This window comes from Okeania sp. SIO2B3 (assembly GCF_010672525.1).
In the GTDB taxonomy this organism is placed as follows: Bacteria; Cyanobacteriota; Cyanobacteriia; order Cyanobacteriales; family Microcoleaceae; genus Okeania.
This window is the reverse complement of the sequence record NZ_JAAHGH010000007.1, coordinates 23,375-44,590: the sequence shown is the minus strand read 5'-3', so window position 1 is coordinate 44,590 and position 21,216 is coordinate 23,375. Positions and strand designations below refer to the sequence as shown.

The 21,216-nt window shown below is 42.5% G+C and carries 8 protein-coding genes; 6 read left to right on the top strand and 2 right to left on the bottom strand.

Annotated elements, in window-relative coordinates; translation table 11 throughout:
- Positions 1-201: 201 nt before the first annotated feature.
- Both F6K15_RS08600 and F6K15_RS08595 read left to right on the top strand, forming a co-directional pair.
- Positions 202-10,692 (top strand): S8 family serine peptidase, encoded by a 10,491-nt coding sequence (locus F6K15_RS08600; RefSeq protein ID WP_293059775.1) that lies wholly within the window; start codon positions 202-204, stop codon positions 10,690-10,692.
- Positions 10,693-11,484: 792 nt separating this feature from the next.
- Positions 11,485-12,081 (top strand): S8 family serine peptidase, encoded by a 597-nt coding sequence (locus F6K15_RS08595; RefSeq protein WP_363267589.1) that lies wholly within the window; start codon positions 11,485-11,487, stop codon positions 12,079-12,081.
- On the opposite strand, the gene ureC is transcribed toward F6K15_RS08595, so the two are convergent.
- Positions 12,078-13,787 (bottom strand): urease subunit alpha, encoded by a 1,710-nt coding sequence (gene ureC / locus F6K15_RS08590; RefSeq protein WP_293059772.1) that lies wholly within the window; start codon positions 13,785-13,787, stop codon positions 12,078-12,080. The two genes, F6K15_RS08595 and ureC, sit on opposite strands and share 4 nt — an antisense overlap.
- Before the next feature lie 625 nt (positions 13,788-14,412).
- On the opposite strand from ureC, the gene F6K15_RS08585 reads away from it, so the two are divergent.
- Both F6K15_RS08585 and F6K15_RS08580 read left to right on the top strand, forming a co-directional pair.
- Complete coding sequence (locus tag F6K15_RS08585; protein ID WP_293059769.1) at positions 14,413-14,652, top strand: transposase; 240 nt, start codon at positions 14,413-14,415, stop codon at positions 14,650-14,652.
- 490 nt (positions 14,653-15,142) lie between these two features.
- Entirely contained in the window at positions 15,143-15,520 is a 378-nt protein-coding gene (locus F6K15_RS08580) for a transposase (protein ID WP_293059766.1), read from the top strand.
- A 482-nt stretch (positions 15,521-16,002) separates the two neighbouring features.
- Here the strand turns inward: F6K15_RS08580 and F6K15_RS08575 are convergent, their stop codons facing one another.
- Complete coding sequence (locus F6K15_RS08575; RefSeq protein ID WP_293059763.1) at positions 16,003-17,496, bottom strand: glycoside hydrolase family protein; 1,494 nt, start codon at positions 17,494-17,496, stop codon at positions 16,003-16,005.
- A 2,070-nt stretch (positions 17,497-19,566) separates the two neighbouring features.
- On the opposite strand from F6K15_RS08575, the gene F6K15_RS08570 reads away from it, so the two are divergent.
- Together F6K15_RS08570 and F6K15_RS08565 are read left to right on the top strand one after the other, a co-directional pair.
- Entirely contained in the window at positions 19,567-20,283 is a 717-nt protein-coding gene (locus tag F6K15_RS08570) for a pyridoxine 5'-phosphate synthase (protein ID WP_293059760.1), read from the top strand.
- A gap of 153 nt (positions 20,284-20,436) precedes the next feature.
- A complete protein-coding gene (locus F6K15_RS08565) occupies positions 20,437-20,778 on the top strand; it encodes an MgPME-cyclase complex family protein (RefSeq protein WP_293060170.1) in 342 nt (113 codons plus the stop codon).
- Positions 20,779-21,216: the final 438 nt, after the last annotated feature.

Here is a 21,216-nt window from a genome sequence, read left to right as displayed (position 1 = left end):
GGGGAAACAGTTATAATAGACTTTGAATCCCTCAAACATGAGGATGCAAATACACAAGACCATGGGTTTAACTATGAAGAAGACGGTTTTGTTCTTGATAATCTGAGCCAACCGTTTCCGTTTGCCACCTTTGGGACTCTTGAGTCACGTTTTTCTGGGTCTACGGCACTGTTCAACAATACTGGTAATGGCGTCACCCGTTTGAGTGCTATAGATAATCAACCATTCGACCTGGTTTCCATTGACCTGACAGAACTAAATGGTCCTAATGTGGCTGATGTAACTTTTGTTGGAGAACTCGAAGGCGGAGGTACAGTAAGTCAGACCTTTACCTTAGACGGCAATGCTTTCGACCCTGAAACTTTCGTATTCAACAATGACTTTAACGAAGTTGTAGCTGTAGAGTGGGAACAGGAATCTCCATTCCATCAGTTTGACAATATTACTGTTGATACTGTTGTTCCTTTGCCAGGGGAAACAGTTATAATAGACTTTGAATCCCTCAAACATGAGGATGCAAATACACAAGACCATGGGTTTAACTATGAAGAAGACGGTTTTGTTCTTGATAATCTGAGCCAACCGTTTCCGTTTGCCACCTTTGGGACTCTTGAGTCACGTTTTTCTGGGTCTACGGCACTGTTCAACAATACTGGTAATGGCGTCACCCGTTTGAGTGCTATAGATAATCAACCATTCGACCTGGTTTCCATTGACCTGACAGAACTAAATGGTCCTAATGTGGCTGATGTAACTTTTGTTGGAGAACTTGAAGGCGGTGGTACAGTAAGTCAGACCTTTACCTTAGACGGTAATGCTTTTGACCCGGAAACTTTCGTATTCAACAATGACTTTAACGAAGTCGTAGCTGTAGAGTGGGAACAGGAATCTCCATACCATCAGTTTGACAATATTACTATTGATACTGGTAATACAGGTTCTTCCTCAGAAGAAGAGGCAGCTTTAGTTCGGTCGAGTTCATCTTTGAGCAGCTCTCAAGCAAATAGTCGAGAAGTATCTGGTCGTAGTGATAGAGAAGAAAATGTGGCAGCAGATGGGTCTGAAGCATCTGCCAGTGAGTCTGGTATTAACACTACTTCAGAAATTTCTGGTCGTAGCGATCCAGAAAATGTAGCAGCAGATGGGTCTGAAGCATCTGAGAGTGAGTCCGATAACGACCGTACTCAGGAAAACCGAGACTCAGAAACTGCCTTTGTGGAAAATCAGGTAATTGTTCAGATAGCCGAGGGTACTGAAGCTAGTGCTCTTGAAGCTCTCAAGGCAGAGTTAGGAGCTACCACAATTAAAGCAACCCAAACCCTGAACATGGAATTGTTGTCTATTGATGGGGATGTGCAAGATACCATTAGTCGCTACGAAGACGACCCTCGAATTGACTTCATCGAACCTAACTTCGTTGTTAGTGGTGATGCTACTTTCCCCAACGACCCCAGTGTTGACGAATTGTGGGGACTGCACAACACTGGACAAACTGGTGGTACTCCCGATGCAGATATTGATGCACCAGAAGCTTGGGATATTCAAACAGGGGACAATGATGTAGTTGTAGGAGTGATCGATAGTGGCATTGACCACAATCACCCAGACCTGGATGACAATATGTGGGTCAATACAGGGGAAATAGCAGGCAATGGCATCGATGATGACAACAACGGTTATATAGATGATGTTCATGGTTATGACTTTGTGAACAACGATGGCGATCCCTTCGACGATAATTCTCACGGCACTCACGTTGCGGGTACTATCGCAGCAGAGGGAGATAATGGAATAGGGGTAGTAGGGGTCAATTGGGATGCTCAATTGATGGCACTCAAGTTTCTGAACGCCAATAACACCGGTTCAATCTTCAATGCAATTTTGGCGGTAGAATATGCGACGCTCATGGGAGCTGATCTCACTAACAATAGTTGGGGAGGCGGAGGCTTTTCTCAGGGTTTGTATAATGCGATCGCTGCAGCAAATTCTCCGTTTATTGCTGCAGCAGGTAATAACAGCAGTAACAACGATCTTAATCCATTTTATCCAGCTACTTACGACTTAGATAACATCATCACAGTTGCTTCTACAGACCACAATGATAATCTCTCCTTTTTCTCTAACTACGGAGCCTCGTCTGTAGATTTAGGTGCCCCTGGTTCAAGTATATATAGCACTGTACCAGGAGGTTACGGTTACAAGAGCGGTACTTCCATGGCAGCTCCTCATGTCTCAGGAGCGGCAGCTTTAGTGTTGGCCGAAAATCCCGACTTGAGCCACGAAGAGATCAAAGAAATCATTCTTGATAGCGCTGACCCAATTCCCGCACTTAATGGCATCACCGTTACAGGCGCTCGCTTGAATGCGTTCAACGCCCTCTCTCCATTAGTAGAACTTCCAGGAACTCATACTGTAGAATTGGATTCTGGTGAAAATGTTATCGACATCAACTTTGGTAACCGGCAACTTGACCAAGATGGTTCCATATCTGGTTACAAGTGGCACGACCTTGATGGAGATGGCGAGTGGGACGATGATGAACCAGTATTAGAAGGGTGGACTATATACATTGATGACAACGGAAACGGGGAATTCGATGATGGCGAAACCTCCACTGTCACCGATGAAGATGGTTATTATGAGTTCGATGGTCTTGATGCCGGAACTTATACCATTGCTGAAGTAATTGAAGATGGATGGGAGCAAACCTATCCAGGAATTGGAGCAGGAATAGTCTTTGAAGCTGACTTTAGTGATGATGAAGGTAATCCAGATTTAGACGGCTTTACTGTTGACAATACTGGGGCACCAGATGAAGGCTTGTGGCATCTATCCACTCGACGTGGCAATGAACCTGGTCACAGTGCCGAAGATAGTATGTATTATGGAGTCGAAGATACTGGCAACTATGATGCCGGAAATACTGCTGGTCGAATTATTTCTCCAGTAATTGATTTAACTGGATTAGGTAGTGCAGAACTTTCCTTTAACTACTTCCTAGAAACTGAAGGTTTAGCCCCCACCTATGATGTAGCCACAGTATTAGTTTCGGCAGATGGTGGTGAATTTATTCGTATTGCGTCCAATGCAGTAGAATTAGAAGACCCCACAACAGGCTGGACCAATGCAACATTTGACCTCAGTTCCTATGCAGGCCAAGAAATAGAAATCAGCTTTGACTTTGAGACTAATGATGCAGGAATCAACCAATATGAAGGTTGGTTAGTTGATGATGTAATAGTGAGTACTTCAGAGGAAAATTCCTACCACACTGTCGAGTTAGAAGAGGGCGAAAACGTAGAAGATATTAACTTCGGTAACCGCAACCTCAACCAAAATGGTTCAATTTCTGGTTATAAGTGGGACGACATTGATGGCGATGGTGTTTGGGACGATAATGAAGAGGGATTAGAAGGCTGGACTATATACATCGACGAGAACGAAAACGGTGAACTAGATGAAGGAGAAATCTCTACTGTCACCGATGAAGAAGGTTATTATGAGTTCGACGAGCTTGACGCAGGAAGTTACACCATTGGTGAAGTGATCGAACCAGGATGGGAGCAAACCTATCCAGATTCAATAGTGCCAGAAGAAGGAGAAACTGCAGCTCGGTCTCAATCATCTTTGAGCAGCTCTGAAACCAACACTCGGAACGTCTCTGTTAGTAACGATAAAGATGCTTCAGATGCTGCATCTGCAATTGAGTCCGAGAACGACCGTACTCCGGAAAACCGAGACTCAGGAATCCCCTTGGAAGCAGCTTTTGAGTCAGGACAAGTGATTGTCAAGGCCAGTGAAGATGCTGATGCTAGCTCTCTCAATAGTCTCAAAGCCAGCCTAGGAGCAACCACAATCAAGGCAACAAAAACAGAGGATTTTCGTGGCTTAGAACTGTGGTCTATTCCAGGGAATGTAGAAGATTTCATTAGTCGTAATATAGACAACCCTCTACTAGAATACGTAGAACCCAACTACATTATTACTCTTGATGCCACAGTTCCCAATGACCCCAGTTTCGAGCAATTGTGGGGACTAGACAACACCGGACAAACTGGAGGAACCTTTGATGCAGATATTGACGCGCCAGAAGCTTGGGATCTTCAAACAGGCAGTAACAATGTAGTGGTGGGAGTGATTGATACAGGAATTGACTACACTCACCCAGACTTAGTTGGCAATATGTGGACTAATCCTGGTGAAATTCCAGATAACGGCATCGATGACGACGACAACGGCTATGTAGACGATGTTCATGGTTATGACTTTTTTAATGACGATGGCGACCCCTTAGACGGTCATTCTCATGGGACTCACGTTGCTGGAACTATTGGAGCAGATGGTGACAATGGAACAGGAGTAGTAGGGGTGAATTGGAACACTGATTTGATGGCGCTCAAGATTTTCAGCGATGATGGCAGTTTTGCAGGTACATTCGACGCCATATTGTCAGTAGAATATGCAACAATAATGGGAGCCAACCTAACTAATAACAGTTGGGGAGGTGGAGGCTTTTCTCAAGGATTGTATGATGCGATCTCAGCAGCAGGTACAGCAGATTCTCTATTTGTGGCAGCAGCAGGTAATAACAGCAGCAACAACGATTTCAACCCATTTTATCCAGCTACTTACGACTTAGACAATATCATTGCAGTTGCTGCTACAGACCACAACGATGATTTATCCTGGTTCTCTAACTACGGAGCTACATCAGTAGATTTAGGTGCGCCTGGTGGTGACAGCAATGGTACTTCTGAAATTTACAGCACTATACCCGGAGGTGGTTACGGTTACAAGAGTGGTACTTCCATGGCAGCTCCCCATGTGTCAGGAGTGGCAGCTTTAGTGTTGGCAGAAAACCCAGACTTGAGCTACGAAGAGGTCAAAGAAATCATTCTAGAGAGTGCTGACCCAATTCCGGCACTGGATGGTATTACTGTCACAGGCGCTCGTTTGAATGCGTTCAATGCTCTATCTGAAGTAGGAGTCCCCGGAACTCATACTGTAGAATTGGATTCTGGTGAAAATGTTACTGATATCAACTTCGGTAACCGGGAAATTCTCCCTGGTTCCATATCTGGTTACAAGTGGCACGACCTTGATGGTGATGGCGAGTGGGACGATGATGAACCAGTATTAGAAGGGTGGACAATATTCATCGACGAGAACGGAAACGGGGAACTCGACGAAGATGAAATCTCCACTGTCACTAATGATAATGGTTACTATGAATTCGATGGTCTTGATGCCGGAACATATACCATTGCGGAAGAACTCCAATCAGGATGGGAGCAGACATATCCCCTTGCTCCTGGCGAATACCAGTGGATGGAAACCGAGTTCGACTGGATTGATATTTCTGATGTAGGAACTCCACTTGGTTTCTCTGATGACGATTATGCAGAGGTGGCTCTACCCTTTGATTTTCCGTTCTACGGTGAAGACAAGTCAACAATCAAGATTTCCTCCAATGGCTATCTGACCTTTGGGTTAGAACCCGACGAATATATTAACGAGCCGATTCCTAATCTTAATCAACCGAACGACTTAATTGCTCCTTTCTGGGATGACTTATTTCCTCCTGATGGTGGTGAGGTTTATTACTACTATGATGCGGATGATGAGCAATTTATTGTCCAATATCAGAACATTCCTCACATCGATGGATCGGGAGACTATACCTTTGAGGCAATTCTCAAGCCTGATGGCAGCATTATCTACCAATACGAAACCCTCAATGGTGTTTTAGACAGTAACACTATTGGTATTGAAAATGCAGATGGCTCTGAAGGTCTTGAAATATCCTATAACGACGGTTATGCTGAGTCAGGTTTAGCAGTTAAGATCGACCTAGCATCAGAAGAGCCTCAGCCTCACATCGTCTCACTCAGTAGTGGTGAAAACATAGAAGAGATTAACTTTGGTAACCGCAATCTTGAAGAATTAGGTTCCATATCTGGTTACAAGTGGAACGACCTTGATGGCGATGGTGTTTGGGACGATAATGAATCAGGACTAGAAGGGTGGACTATATACATCGATGACAACGGCAACGGTGAACTTGATGAAGGAGAAATCTCCACTGTCACCGATGAAGAAGGTTACTATGAGTTCGATGGTCTTGACGCTGGAAATTACACTATTGCTGAAGTAATTGAAGATGGATGGGAGCAAACCTATCCAGGAAGTGGAGCAGGAATAGTATTTGAGGCAGACTTTAGTGATGATCAAGGTAATCCAGATTTAGACGGCTTTACTGTTGATAATACTGGAGCACCAGATGAAGGCTTGTGGCATTTATCCACTCGACGTGGCAATGAACCTGGTCACAGTGCTGAAGATAGTATGTATTATGGACTTGAAGAAACAGGTAACTATGAGGCCGGAGATACTGCTGGTCGAATTATTTCTCCAGTAATTGATTTAACTGGATTAAATAGTGCAGAACTTTCCTTTAACTACTTCCTAGAAACCGAACTTGGTGCCCCTACCTATGACATAGCCACAGTGCTGATTTCAGAAAATGGCGGTGGTTTTGTTCCCATTGCATCTAATGCTGTGGAATTGGAAGACCCGACTACAGGTTGGACTAATGCCACATTTGACCTCAGTTCCTATGCAGGTCAAGAAATAGAAATCAGCTTTGACTTTGAGACTGGAGATGGAGCAGTCAACGAATTTGAAGGTTGGTTAGTTGATGATGTGATCGTGAGGACTTCAGAGGATAATCCCTACCACACTGTCGAGTTAGAAGGGGGCGAAAACGTTGAAGATATTAACTTCGGTAACCGCAACCTCAACCAAGAACCTGGTTTAATTTCCGGTTACAAGTGGGACGACATTGATGGCGATGGTGTTTGGGACGATAATGAATCAGGACTAGAAGGCTGGACTATATACATAGATGAGAACGAAAATGGTGAACTAGATGAAGGAGAACTCTCTACTGTCACCGATGAAGAAGGTTACTATGAGTTCGACGAACTTGACGCTGGAAGTTACACCATTGGAGAAGTCATCGAACCAGGATGGGAGCAAACCTATCCAGATTCAATAGTGCCAGAAGAAGGAGAAACTGCAGCTCGGTCTCAATCATCTTTAAGCAGCTCTGAAACCAACACTCGGAAAGTATCTGTTAGTAACGATACTAAAGATGCAGCATCTGAACCATCTGCAATTGAGTCCGAGAACGACCGTACTGAGTCAAACCGAGACTCAGAAATTCCCTTGGAAGCAGCCTTTGAGTCAGGACAAGTGATTGTCAAGGCCAGTGAAGATGCTGATGTTAGCTCTCTCAATAGCCTCAAAGCCAGCCTAGGGGCGACTACAATCAATACAACAAAAACAGTGGCTCTTAGTGGCTTAGAACTGTGGTCTATTGAAGGGAATGTGGAAGATGTCATTGCCAGGAACAGGAATAACCCCTTACTGGACTTCATCGAACCCAACTTCATCGTTAGTAACAATGCGACATTTCCCAACGACCCCAGTTTTGACCAATTGTGGGGACTGCACAACACCGGGCAAACTGGAGGCACCCCCGACGCCGATATTGATGCACCAGAAGCGTGGGATATTCAAACAGGTAATAACAATGTAGTTGTGGGAGTCATCGACAGTGGTATCGACTACACTCATCCAGACCTGGCCAATAATATCTGGGTCAATCCTGGTGAAATTGCCGGCAATGGTATCGACGATGACAACAACGGTTATGTAGATGATGTTAATGGTTACGATTTTGCCTACGGTGACAACGACCCATTCGATGGTGATTCTCACGGAACTCATGTCTCCGGCACCATTGCAGCAGAGGGTAATAACTCACTAGGAGTAGTAGGGGTTAATTGGGATGCTGACTTGATGGCACTCAAATTCCTAGATGACTTTGGCTCTGGTTCGACCTTCAACGCAATTTTGGCGGTAGAATATGCAACGATGATGGGAGCAGACCTAACCAACAACAGTTGGGGAGGTGGAGGCTTTTCTCAAGGATTGTATGATGCGATCGCAGCAGCAGGTGCAGCAGATTCTTTATTTGTGGCAGCAGCAGGTAACGACTATGGAAACGACAACGATATCTTTCCCTCTTATCCCGCTAGCTACGACTTAGACAACATCATTGCAGTTGCTTCCACAGACCACAATGATAATCTCTCGGTGTTCTCTAGCATCGGAGCTACATCGGTAGATTTAGGTGCCCCTGGTTCGGACATTTACAGCACTATACCAGGAGGAGGTTACGCCTCATTCGATGGTACTTCCATGGCAACTCCTCATGTCTCAGGAGTGGCAGCTTTACTGTTGGCAGAAAACCCTGATTTGAGCCATGAAGAGGTCAAAGAAATCATTCTAGAGAGTGCTGACCCAATTCCGGCACTGGATGGTATCACTGTCACAGGGGCTCGTTTGAATGCATTCAATGCCATATCTGAAGTAGGAGTTCCCGGAACTCATCGCGTAGAATTAGACTGGGGTGAAAATGTTACTGATGTCAACTTTGGTAACCGAGAAATTCTCCCTGGTTCCATATCTGGTTACAAGTGGAATGATGTGGATGGTGATGGTATCTGGGACGATGATGAAGATGGGCTAGAAGGCTGGACTATATACATCGACGAGAACGGAAACGGGGAACTCGATGATGGCGAAATCTCCACTGTCACCGATGAAGATGGTTTCTATACCTTCGAGGAGTTAGACCCTGAAACTTACAAAGTTGCAGAAGTCATTGAAAATGGATGGGAACAAACCTATCCAGGAAGTGGAGCCGAAATAGTCTTTGAAGCTGATTTCAGTGACGATCAGGGCAATCCAGATTTAGATGGCTTTACTGTTGACAATACTGGGGCACCAGATGAAGGCTTGTGGCATCTATCTACTCGGCGTGGAGATGAACCTGGTCACAGTAGCATAGACAGTATGTACTATGGACTTGAAGAAACAGGTAACTATGATGCCGGAGATACTGCTGGTCGAATAATTTCTCCAGTGATTGATTTAACTGGATTAGATAGTGCAGAACTTTCCTTTAACTACTTCCTAGAGACGGAAGGTGGCGCCCCTATCTATGATGCAGCCACAGTATTGGTTTCGGAAAATGGCGGTGCTTTTGTTCCTATTGGATCTAATCCTGTGCAATTACAAGACCCAACTACAGGCTGGACGAATGCAACATTAGACCTCAGTTCCTATGTCGGTCAACAAATCGAAATTAGCTTTGATTTTGAGACTAATGATGGAATAGCTAACGAATTTGAAGGTTGGTTAGTTGATGATGTTGTGGTACAAACTATAGCAGGCGATCCTTACCATACTGTAGAGGTCGGTAATGGCGAAGACGTTGAAGATATTGACTTTGGTAACCAGCAACTTTCCCCTGGTTCCATCTCTGGTTACAAGTGGAATGACGCCAATGGTAACGGCGAATGGGACGATAATGAAGAGGGATTAGAAGGTTGGACTATATTCATCGACGACAACGAAAACGGCGAACTCGACGATGGAGAAATTTCCACTGTCACTGATGAAGAAGGCTACTATAGCTTCGATGTAGACACCGGAACTTATATTGTAGCTGAAGAACTCCAAGATGAATGGGAACAAACTTATCCTTCTCAGGCTGAAATAATCTTTGAGGCAGACTTCAGTGATGATGATGATAATCCAGATTTGGATGGCTTTACTGTTGAAAATACTGGATCACCAGATGACGGCTTGTGGCATTTATCAACCCGACGTGGAAATGAACCCGGTCACAGTGGTGTAGACAGTATGTACTATGGTATCGAAGAAGATGGCAATTATGATGCCGGAGATACCGCAGGCCGAATAATCTCTCCAATTATTGACTTAAATGGATTAGACAGTGCCCAACTTTCCTTTAACTACTTCTTGGAGACTGAAGGTTTAGCCCCTGACTATGATGTAGCTACAGTAATGGTTTCGGCAGATGGTGGTGAATTTATTCCCATTGCTTCCAATGCTGTGGAATTAGAAGACCCTGCTGCAGACTGGACTAATGCAACATTTGACCTCAGTCCCTATGCAGGTCAAGAAATTCAGGTCAGTTTCGAGTTTGCTACTGAAGACAGAGCATTTAATAACTTTGAAGGCTGGTACATTGATGATGTAACAGTAACAGCTTCAGAAACTAATCTTTACCACACCGTAGAGGTAGGCAGTGGCGAAAACGTAGAAGATATTAACTTCGGCAATTTCTCTCTAGAAGTTCAATCAGAAGTTGAACCTCCTCTAACTATCATTGAAGACGACGGTACAGCAGCTTTCGCCAAAGACGAGGACGGCACTTATTGGATCGTCAACAATGACACAGAAGAACAGTTACAACTTCAAAACAATCGAGGCACAACCTACACAGACATTACCAATGCTAACTGGGATGGTGTTGCCGTTGAGGTCGATGAGGAGGGTGATTACCGCTTCCTCCTCGACGGCGAAAATAACCGAGAGGGTGAAGCCTATGTCTGGAGCACTAATGACCAAGGTCTAATCAATGGCAATTCTGGTTGGCAATCTGGCAACGACCTTTTACCTTTAGAATCAGAGTTCAATGTAGACCTAAATGATGATGGTGAGATTGGTTCCTCCCAAAATATCGAGGAGGATGAACTCCTGAGTGTGGATGAAACCCTTGTTAGTCTTGGTAGTGGAGATGGTATTCTCTTCTAACCTTGGCTAATAATGACCTGTAGTCCTCTATGATTTCTAGGGGGCTACTTAGGGTTTGCTGAAAAAGTCTTTTGGTAAGGGGAGGAGATAGGAGAACCGAGTCAGGAGGACCGAGTCAGGAGAAATGGGAATTACAGCGGTTTTCATTTCAGTAGACCACAGTAGGGGCGAATGGCATTTGCTAACGCAAAGCTCCGCTAACGCCCTTACAAGGTTTTCGTTATGACGATGTGGTTTATCAATCTGAAAAGCGCTGTAATATAGGAGGTAATTGGATGTTTTGTCCCTTGATTTTTCTGTCGTTATATCATGTCCGGTTGAATAATTAGACTTTGGTGGAAGGAAGGCAGGAGGCAGGAGGCAGGAGGCAGGAGGTTTTCTCAAGAGTGTCACCTTAATTTTATACACGCTCCGATGCTACCGGACATGATATTATCTGCGCAAAATGCTCATTTTTTGTAGCTCTGGGCACCGAAAACCAGGCACTTTTTTCGACCAGATAAAGACTTTATATCATGTCCGGATAATTAGTGATGAAAAAACTTTCTCCTGTTCTTCCCTCTTTTTCCCTCCTGACTCGGTCCTCCTGACTCCTGACTCCTCTCTCATTATTTATAACTATTCAACCGGACATGATATTAGTCTTTTTCTGTCAATTCTTTGATATTTAATCAGCAAGCCCTACTTAGGGTTTGCTGATTAAATTTAAAAAACTTATATCATGTCCGGTAGCATCGTTTGTGTGTAGAATTAAATTTCAATTGAAAGAAACCCTTCTGCCTCCAGCTCCCGCTGCCCTCTGCCTTCCTTCCACCACAGTATAGGACTAACCCTGGCGAAATCGCAGATAACGGCATCGATGACGACGGCAACGGTTATGTAGACGATGTTTATGGTTATGACTTTGCCTACGGTGATAGCGATCCATTTGATGGTGATTCTCACGGTACTCACGTGGCCGGAACCATTGCAGCAAATGGTGACAATGGACAAGGAGTAGTAGGGGTGAATTGGGACGCTGACTTAATGGCGCTCAAGTTCCTAGACGATAGTGGTTATGGTTCGCTCTTCAACGCAATTTTAGCGATCGAATACGCAACGATGATGGGAGCAGACCTAACCAACAACAGTTGGGGAGGGGGAGGCTTTTCTCAAGGATTGTATGATGCGATCGCAGCAGCATGTGCAACAGATTCTTTATTTATTGCAGCAGCAGGTAACAGCAACAACAACAATGATGTATCTGCATCTTACCCATCTAGCTACGACTTAGATAACATCATTGCAGTTGCTTCCACAGACCACATAAAAAAAATGTTCCATCTTCAACCATTACCAAATATTTCCCCATCTCCCCATCTCCCCATCTCCTTTGATCTAACCTCCTAAAACAGAAAATATCGCTGTGCCATCGGTAAAACTGTTGCAGGTTCACAAGTTAACAACTCCCCATCAGCTCTAACCTCATAAGTTTCCGGGTCAACTTCTATTTCTGGTAAAGCATCATTTAACTTCATATCTTGTTTGCTAATTTGCCGAGTATTTGCCACTGCCACTGCTGACTTTTTCAACTGTAGTCGAGCATCAATACCACTTTCCAGGGCAGCTTGAGAAACAAAAGTTAAAGAAGTAGCAGCGACCGCTCCCCCAAAACTACCAAACATTGGCTGCATAACCACTGGTTGTGGAGTCGGAATACTTGCATTCGCATCTCCCATCTGAGCATAAGCAATAGCTCCTCCTTTAATCACAATTTCTGGTTTCACTCCAAACATTGCAGGTCGCCACAAACATAAATCTGCCAATTTTCCCACTTCCACCGAACCCACATACTCAGCAATACCATGAGCGATCGCCGGATTAATTGTGTATTTTGCCACATAACGTTGAGCACGCAAATTATCATTTTCCCCAGACTCTCCACTCAAAGGTCCGCGCTGAATCTTCATTTTGTGAGCTGTTTGCCAAGTCCTAATAATCACCTCTCCCACACGCCCCATGGCCTGAGAATCAGAAGCAATCATACTAAACGCTCCCAGATCGTGCAGTATATCTTCAGCAGCAATAGTTTCTCGGCGAATGCGAGATTCTGCAAAAGCCACATCCTCTGGAATATTTCGGTCTAGATGATGACACACCATCAACATATCCAAATGTTCTTCCAAAGTATTGAGAGTATAAGGACGAGTAGGGTTAGTAGAAGAAGGTAACACATTTGCTTGACCGCAGACTTTGATAATATCTGGAGCGTGACCGCCCCCCGCACCTTCAGTATGATAGGTATGAATTGTTCGGTTTTTAAAAGCTTCTATGGTGGTTTCTACAAACCCCGCTTCATTGAGAGTATCAGTGTGGATAGCAACTTGCACATCGTATTCGTCCGCAACATTTAAGCAGATATCGATCGCCGCCGGAGTAGTTCCCCAGTCTTCATGTAATTTCAATCCCATCGCCCCTGCTAATACTTGTTCGACTAGAGCTTGGGGTTGACTGCTGTTACCTTTACCCATGAAACCCAGATTTACCGGAAAAGCTTCAGCAGCTTCTAACATTCGGTAAATATTCCAAGGACCGGGAGTACAGGTAGTCGCATTAGTACCTGTGGCAGGACCTGTTCCTCCCCCTAACATGGTTGTTATACCAGAAGCGATCGCTGTTTCGATTTGTTGAGGACAAATAAAATGAATATGGGTATCAATACCTCCTGCTGTTAAAATCATACCTTCCCCCGCTAAAGCTTCAGTTCCCGGACCGATGATAATATCTACATTATCTTGGATGTAGGGGTTGCCTGCTTTGCCAATTTTGCAAATTTTACCATCTTTGATGCCGATGTCTGCTTTGACAATACCCCACCAGTCGAGAATTAGAGCGTTGGTAATGACTAGATCCACTGCGCCATCAGCATTAGCAATGGGAGATTGTCCCATACCATCGCGGATGACTTTGCCTCCACCAAATTTTACTTCATCACCATAGCTGGTGTAGTCTTGCTCGACTTCTATAAATAATTCTGTGTCAGCTAAACGGACGCGATCGCCTATCGTTGGTCCATAAGTTTCAGCATAGGCGCGACGGTTTATTCTATAAGCCATATTTATTCTTTAGTAAAAACTGTAAAATTAAACTCCGTTACTCTGCGATCTTAACTCCTTTTTACCGTTGATTTATTGTTAACAAATGAACTCCTTGAAATCATTAAAATATCCATCTTAGCCGATAATGGTAACTTGTTCAAGGGGATGATGTCGCTATCTTTTTTTCCCAAGACCCAGCCTACAGCGATCGCCAAAATGGTTCTCCCAATATCTTGGAGTAGAATCTATGGCAGGCAACAACTTATAGCTTTATCTGGAAAAGAATGTTAAAAACAATTAGGGTTGGCTTGACAGTGGAGCGATCGGCCACTATGGTGGCATGACACTTTTCATTAATTGATAATTACCTCTGGTTCAAACCATTACGGAATTGAATATAAGGAAATATCCTAGCACTTTTTTTCCCCTTAAAAGGGGAGGCTTCAAGGTGCGAATTATTTAATAATTAATAATAATTAATTATTAAATATTCGGTAATATTGTATTCATTAGACTTGTCGCTTTATAACTTCAAAAATCCCCAAAAACTTTGTTCTATAGAACCCCTGAGTGGATCTTTTAGGAATAAGGTTATACTAATGAGCGATATAGCTGCCGCTAGGCTCCGCCAACGCCAACTAGCATGAGAAAATGCCAGCCTTCAAGCAGTTTAACAGACAAAGAATGGGTTATTATCGAGCCACTACTACCTAAGAAGAAGAAAACTAGGCCAGAAAAATGGAGCAAGAGAGAAATCTTAGATGGTATCTTGTATCAACTCAAGAATGGTTGTAACTGGTGTGACTTACCCTGCATACTTACCTCCTTATTCAACAGTATTTTGGCATTACAAGCAGTGGCGAGCATCAGGGATAACCCTTGAAGATTAGAGATGTATTACATTCTCAAGTACGTCAACAGGTAAAAAAAAAGCGCTCCGGGACAAGTTTAATTATCATTGATTCACTTATCTGTAAAAAATACCTGTAATGCTAGTATCAAGTCAATCATGATTTTGTTTTTACAAATCCACGAACGGAATTAAGCGACATTTAGCAGTAGATAGTCTCGGTTTTCCTTCTTGCTCCGTCCTTACTCTGAGGAAACCTCAGAGCGGGCGGTGCGCTTTTTTTACTTATGGCAGTAAAGCCAATGTATCTGACGATCAGGGATTAATAGAAATGTTGTCAGATAACATTGATTACTGGTACTTAAACATTTTCTGGTCGAAAAAATGCGTCAAAGCCACTCTAGACAAGGGAATTACGTCGATGCTCTAAAAATGCCTAGAACCCTTGGTAATTCAGGATTTATACCTTTTTGACGTAAAAGCCTTTGCCCGTCTATATTTGAGCCTATTTTCTGGCTCTATTTTGTTTAAGTCCCATTACTTCAAGTCTAAACCTGTTAACATCCCCAAAATTACTATTTTACTTGACAATGGATATCATACAGAAAAAATAACACAAGAGTTAGAGAAAATTTATCCAGCAATTATGACCAAGATTCGGTTTAAACTATCACCAAAACCATCAAAGCTGGAGAAAAAACAGCAAGGACAAACCGGATTTGTTCCTGTCAAAGCAAGGTGGGTCATAGAAAGAAGCAACTCCTGGATGGAAAGGTGTAAAAGCTTGACCAAAAACTTTGTTTGCGCAGCATTCCGCAGGAAAAGGACTCTTAAAAACGCTACAGCTAAGATTAATCTGTGTTTTATCCGATTGATGCTTAAGAGGTTGGCGATCGCATAGAACCCATTTGGGTTCTATAGAACCCCCGATCGTATCTTCATAAATACGCACGTTTTTTTAGCGAGGAGACAGCTATACTGGAGACAGGAGACAACCCACCCGCGGGCCCCTCCCAGGAGGGAAAGGTAAGAGGGAAGATTTGGGGAGAAATAATACAAAAAACACTCCTTCAGATGATTTTCGGTCAAAATTGATGCGCGAAAAGACTTGACTACCATAATTATATACATCTCAAATGGGTTCTATAATTCCCATTTCTCCTGACTCCTGACTTCCCCTCCCAGGAGGGGAGGGGTTAGGGGTGGGTTGACTCCTGACTCTTACCTTCACCCATAAGACTTTTTCAGCAAACCCTAATTACTTCAATCTCCCCTACTCTCCTACTCCTTTTAACATGCTGAAAGCTTTTAGCTCCCCATTCCGGTACAGAAATGCTGTTTGCTCCGCATTCCAGTACGGAAAATACCGATCGCTTATTTAATCTAAGGTTTAGGACAAGTTCCGAGTTTCCAGTCAACATAGAGATCGCGAGGGTCTGTGTCCCTGAGCCAAGTAATAAACTTTTTATAGTCATCTATATTGTAGGGAGCGATACAACCTACAGTGCCAGGGGAGCCATAATTGCGATTCCAGTCAATATGAATTTCGATCGCGCTTCTTTCTGTAGTACCAGGTTCTAAATAGTCTAACGGAACAGTTACAGGACCGATACCACTCTGAAAAATATTACCGTAATAATTATCTCTCCCATCAGCCCAGATAATATCGTTAACGTACCATCTTCCCTCTGGCAGTGGTTCTCCAGTCATTGCCCGACTTTGAGCTGCAGTACGGAAATATTGTCTTCCGGGAGCGCCACAACATACTTCTAATCTATCCTCCAGTTTCCCATTTTTAAAATAGTCTAAGTTCAGCACGTAACATCCATAGACATCTTGACGATTTGTTTTTGTTAGCAGCAAATAATTTTTGCCTGTAGTTGCAGGAGGGGGTGTAGGAGGAACTGGAGCAGGTTTTTCTCCCCACAATTGTTGCCAGGTTGTTAAGTTTACTGTACTGTCAGGATTAGTATTGACAAAATAATCTCGTTTAAAGTCTATAACTGCTAATTCAGTCTTACTACCAAAAAAAGCATCAATTTTTCCGGAATAGTACCCTAAATCTTTCAATCTAACCTGTAAAATTCTCACATCTTCCCCTTGAGTACCCCGCACCAAAACACGATTTAGGGTAGGAGCTTGACCTTTCTTGAATATATCAGAGATGCCAAAAATTGAGATTCTTTCCCCTGCTGGAATTGGTTTATTCGCAGGAGCAATTACAAAATATCTGGCATTTTTGTATAGAGGAAAAACATTAGCTAAATACTCTTTGTCAAATTTTTCTAAAGTTAATATTTCTCCTACTTCACTTCCCTGCCAAGCTACAACTACAGTTTTTTTATTTTCATCTCTATATCCTTCTAGCCAAGTTACTCGATCTTGCAATGATTCTTCTTTAAGCAAGGGTTTTCCTTGATTGCTAGCAGTGTTGAATAGTTTTTTTTCCTCAGCACGACGGGATACTAATCCTGGCAGTGGTTTCTTAACACCATTTACTACTCCGTTTACCCAGCGTGGAAATTCATTTGCTGCTCCTTGATAGTCTCCTTGGTTGAGTTTTCTTAACATGGTACTCCTTTCAAAAGCACCAGTTCCAACGTTATAACAGAATGATACAAGAGCATCAAACTGATTTTGATTCAGAGGAACTTTCACCAGCCTCGAAACTACTTCTGCTGCTTTGTCGCATTCATGCTTTAAATAGAATTCTGCATTCCTTTCTGTAATTCTTTCTCCTAGTTGAACTTTTTTGCCGTTGGGATAACGAATGGTTCCATACCCAATGGTTGGTATTCCTACTGGGTCTAGATAAGCATCCAGAAAAAGTCCTTCCCATTTTTTGACTAAGTTTAGACAATTTTGTGATATTTCCATGCTACTGCTCCAATGTATAACTAAAGTCAAAAGTTAAAAGTTAAAAGTCAAAAGTCAGATTTTATCAGCTCAAAACTTTTCAAAAAGTCAAAAGTCAAAAGTAATATCCCATAACATTAAAACTTTGATCTTATACCAAATCCGGTTATGAAAAGCTAATTTGTCCAAATCATTCTCACCCTTCTGCCTTCTGTCCTCAGCATAGCTGCTTTACCTTCACAATAATCTCCCTTCGCGCACCGGATTTAGTATTACATTGACTACTCCCCGGAGGTCAGTCACGGGGATTCTAAGTTGATACTACGCAACACCGATAAATCCATGTTGCTTCGTCTATTCTTAGCTGAAATACACTCTCTGGGTACAATGAAATTGTCCCCCTACACAGTCTGCTTAAGTTTAACCTTAGCTTTGTGCTTACTTTTGTGATGATATTTGCAGCCCCATTACAGTCTGCATTAATCAAGCAATTATTAGCACTTCTATACAAACCACGCTGTCTTGATGCAGTCGCTCATGAAACCCCCTTTGGCGGCGCTGCATCGCTTTATTCTTTTTACTGACGGTTTCCAATCATTGGCCCGTAGGGTCGGTGCTTCCTTGCTTGGACTCAGGTTCCGAGCACCAGCACCGAGTTTCTCACCATAATTAGGTAGATTGTCACCATCTAAAAATGAAGGGGCGAATGGCATTCACCCCTACAAGTATAACTTTCCTCATTTTCTATCAATATTATTCCATATTCATCACACAACTGAGCTATTCTTTCTTTGAGTCTAGCTGTAGGAATTGGTACAAATTCTGAATGACTTTTTTTTCCTAATTTGATTTGATTTTTCTGACCTTTATTCCAACCAAAAACAATTGTACCGAGCTGATTTTTGTGCGCAATGATTAATGACTATTCTGGCTGCTTTATTAATACCCAAATCGAATTTGGCGGTTACGCTTTTCTGTAATTGCAGCTAGCCTATTTGACCAAAATCCAGTCGGTTGATTTTCTTTAATGGTTGATATCTGTTTGTTGTACCAACCCACCCCTATCCCCTCCCGGGAGGGGAACTAAAGGGGTGGGTGTTTACCATCTACAACCCGCGCTTGTACCCACATTAGATACACAGGTAAACCAATTATTTACACCATGGTCAATTCCTAATACATTGTCTTGGTTTAATAGAGGCTTAACTACTTCTTCTTTTTTATAGACACCATAACCAATAAAAGCACCTATTTATTGGTAATATTCTCAGTTCTTTAATAGATAAAAATTAGAGATTACTAGACATAGTAATATAAAAGCAATCTAGACCAAACCAGCGCTTACAGGTATTACAAGCGTGGTACTCTAATTTGATTACCTTTAAGTTTTAATGCTTGAAAAGGGTAACTAACTGTAGCCATCCCCCCCTTTTTTTCTGTAGTTAGGAATCCTTGGTCTGTTTGTGATTTTACCTTCTCTGTAGGCAATAATAAGACTATAATAAGACCTAAATGATTCAGCTACAGTTCTCAATATTTGTTGTGCTGAAGAGCGAATATAAAACTTTGTAATGATAGTTCTTTTTGTAGACCTTTTCCAACTCAAACTTGCCGAGAGTTTTGTGATATTTAAAATATAGTTGCCTGGCATAATATATTCCCATGTTAGTTAGCTTGTGAGACTGTTCACATAAGAATGTTAAGATAGCAATTAATTGAGAAATTTTACCTACTAAAACTTGCTGACAACAGTACATTTGAAACGGGCGGACCGAAAAGTTATTGTCGATCATAGTAACAGAGGGCAACTAAAGTTGTCTAGTCCAAACGACTCCCTTATTTTCATCCCCCCAGTTTAAACACGGAGGTCTTCAACGTGGCTTTTGGGTCAAATAAAATACATCGGATTAAAATCCGACTCCTCGCCTTTGATCCATCGCTTAAAAAACGATCGCTTTCATGCTCCCGTGTTATTTAGGTAAAAATTTTAAGTGCCTGGACAGTAAGATTCCTCAGAAATAGTTGCTCAAGTTAACATTTCCAACTAAACTAATAAGGCAAATTAATTAACACTACCGGGAGAATCAAAAATTGCCCACTCTAGGTGTCAACATTGACCACGTTGCCACAATTAGACAAGCGCGACAAACTGTAGAACCAGATCCAGTAGCAGCAGCAGTTTTAGCTGAACTGTCTGGAGCTGATGGTATTACTGTTCATCTGCGGGAAGACCGTCGTCATATTCAGGAAAGAGATGTCCATATTCTGCGACAAACGGTGCGGACTCATTTAAATCTAGAAATGGCACCTACTACAGAAATGGTGGCGATCGCTCTGGATATTAAGCCTGATTATATTACTCTTGTACCAGAACGTCGGGAAGAAGTAACGACTGAAGGTGGTTTGGATGTTGCTAGTAATATCCCTCGTATGAGAGAAGTAGTAGCTCAGTTGCAAGGAGCGGATATTCCTGTCAGTATGTTTATTGATGCAGAAAAAGCCCAGATTGAAGCTTCCGCAGAAATTCAGGCTAAGTTTATTGAACTTCACACAGGATGTTATGCAGAAGCGACTGATGAGGCCACTCGCCATCAAGAATTGACGATTTTGGCAGATGGCTGCAAAATGGCGATCGCTGCTGGACTTCGAGTTAATGCTGGACATGGCCTTACTTACTGGAATGCTTATCCAGTTGCTTGTCTAGAAGGTATGGAAGAACTCAATATTGGTCATACTATTATTTCTAGGGCGGTACTTGTGGGTATGGAGCGAGCTGTCCGCGAGATGAAACAAGCCATTAATGGATAATGGATAATTACCTCTCCTTAAAAGTCAGGAGATTGACCAATAAGGAAAAAATTTATTTTTTCCCCCTTGAAAGGGGAGGCTAATAAAGCTGAATTGTTTAATTATTTAATTATTAATTATTCGGTAATTACTAATTTTTGTTTATTGATTGAAATGCAAACCTATTATTATGTTTTAGCTAGTAAAAAATTTTTACTAGAGGAAGAACCCCTGGAAGAAGTTTTTAGAGAACGCACCAGAGATTATCACGAAAAAGAAAAAGAAATTGATTTTTGGTTGGTTCCTCAACCTGCTTTTTTAGAAGCTCAAGAAATGGCGAAGATTAAGACTAAATGTCCTCAACCTGCTGCAGCAATTATTTCTACTAACCCTAAATTTATTACTTGGTTAAAGTTACGTTTAGAGTCTGTAATTACAGGTGAATTTCAAGCACCTTCAGATTCTATCCCAGAACCTTTAGCTTCTCTTGAGGATGCTTCTGTGAAAGATTCTTGAAGAGAGAGTCAGTAGGTAGAAGTAGGGAGTAGGGGATTCAACAATTAATAATTAATTATTAATAATTAATTATTACCTCTCCTTGAAAAGAAGAGGATTAACGCGGAGCGTGAAAATTTTTTCTTCTCTTAGTAGATTGGATATGGCGAGGAGACCTTGCCATCCCACCCTACGGGAAGCTCCGAAGAGAGAACTCCGTTCCGCTGTCGCGTTTCGCGTCAGCGTTGCGTTACGCCAGTTTTGCGAAGCAAAAGCAAACGACCGCTTTTTCTCTTTTATAAGGAGAGGCTTTAAACCTTAATTATTCGGTAATTAGGGTTTGCTGAATAAGTATTTTGGTATGGGTTAGGAGTCAGTCCTCAGGAGTCAGGAGGAATGGGGAATGAGCGAGGAGTTAGGAGCTAAGTTTTGTCCCTCAATTTTTCTGCCCTTAGTTTG

Bases quoted from the DNA above. Each gene is read 5' to 3' on its own strand.
- ureC (WP_293059772.1), bottom strand. From the start codon at position 13,787: ATGGCTTATAGAATAAACCGTCGCGCCTATGCTGAAACTTATGGACCA.
- F6K15_RS08585 (WP_293059769.1), top strand. From the start codon at position 14,413: ATGAGAAAATGCCAGCCTTCAAGCAGTTTAACAGACAAAGAATGGGTT.
- F6K15_RS08575 (WP_293059763.1), bottom strand. From the start codon at position 17,496: ATGGAAATATCACAAAATTGTCTAAACTTAGTCAAAAAATGGGAAGGA.
- F6K15_RS08565 (WP_293060170.1), top strand. From the start codon at position 20,437: ATGCAAACCTATTATTATGTTTTAGCTAGTAAAAAATTTTTACTAGAG.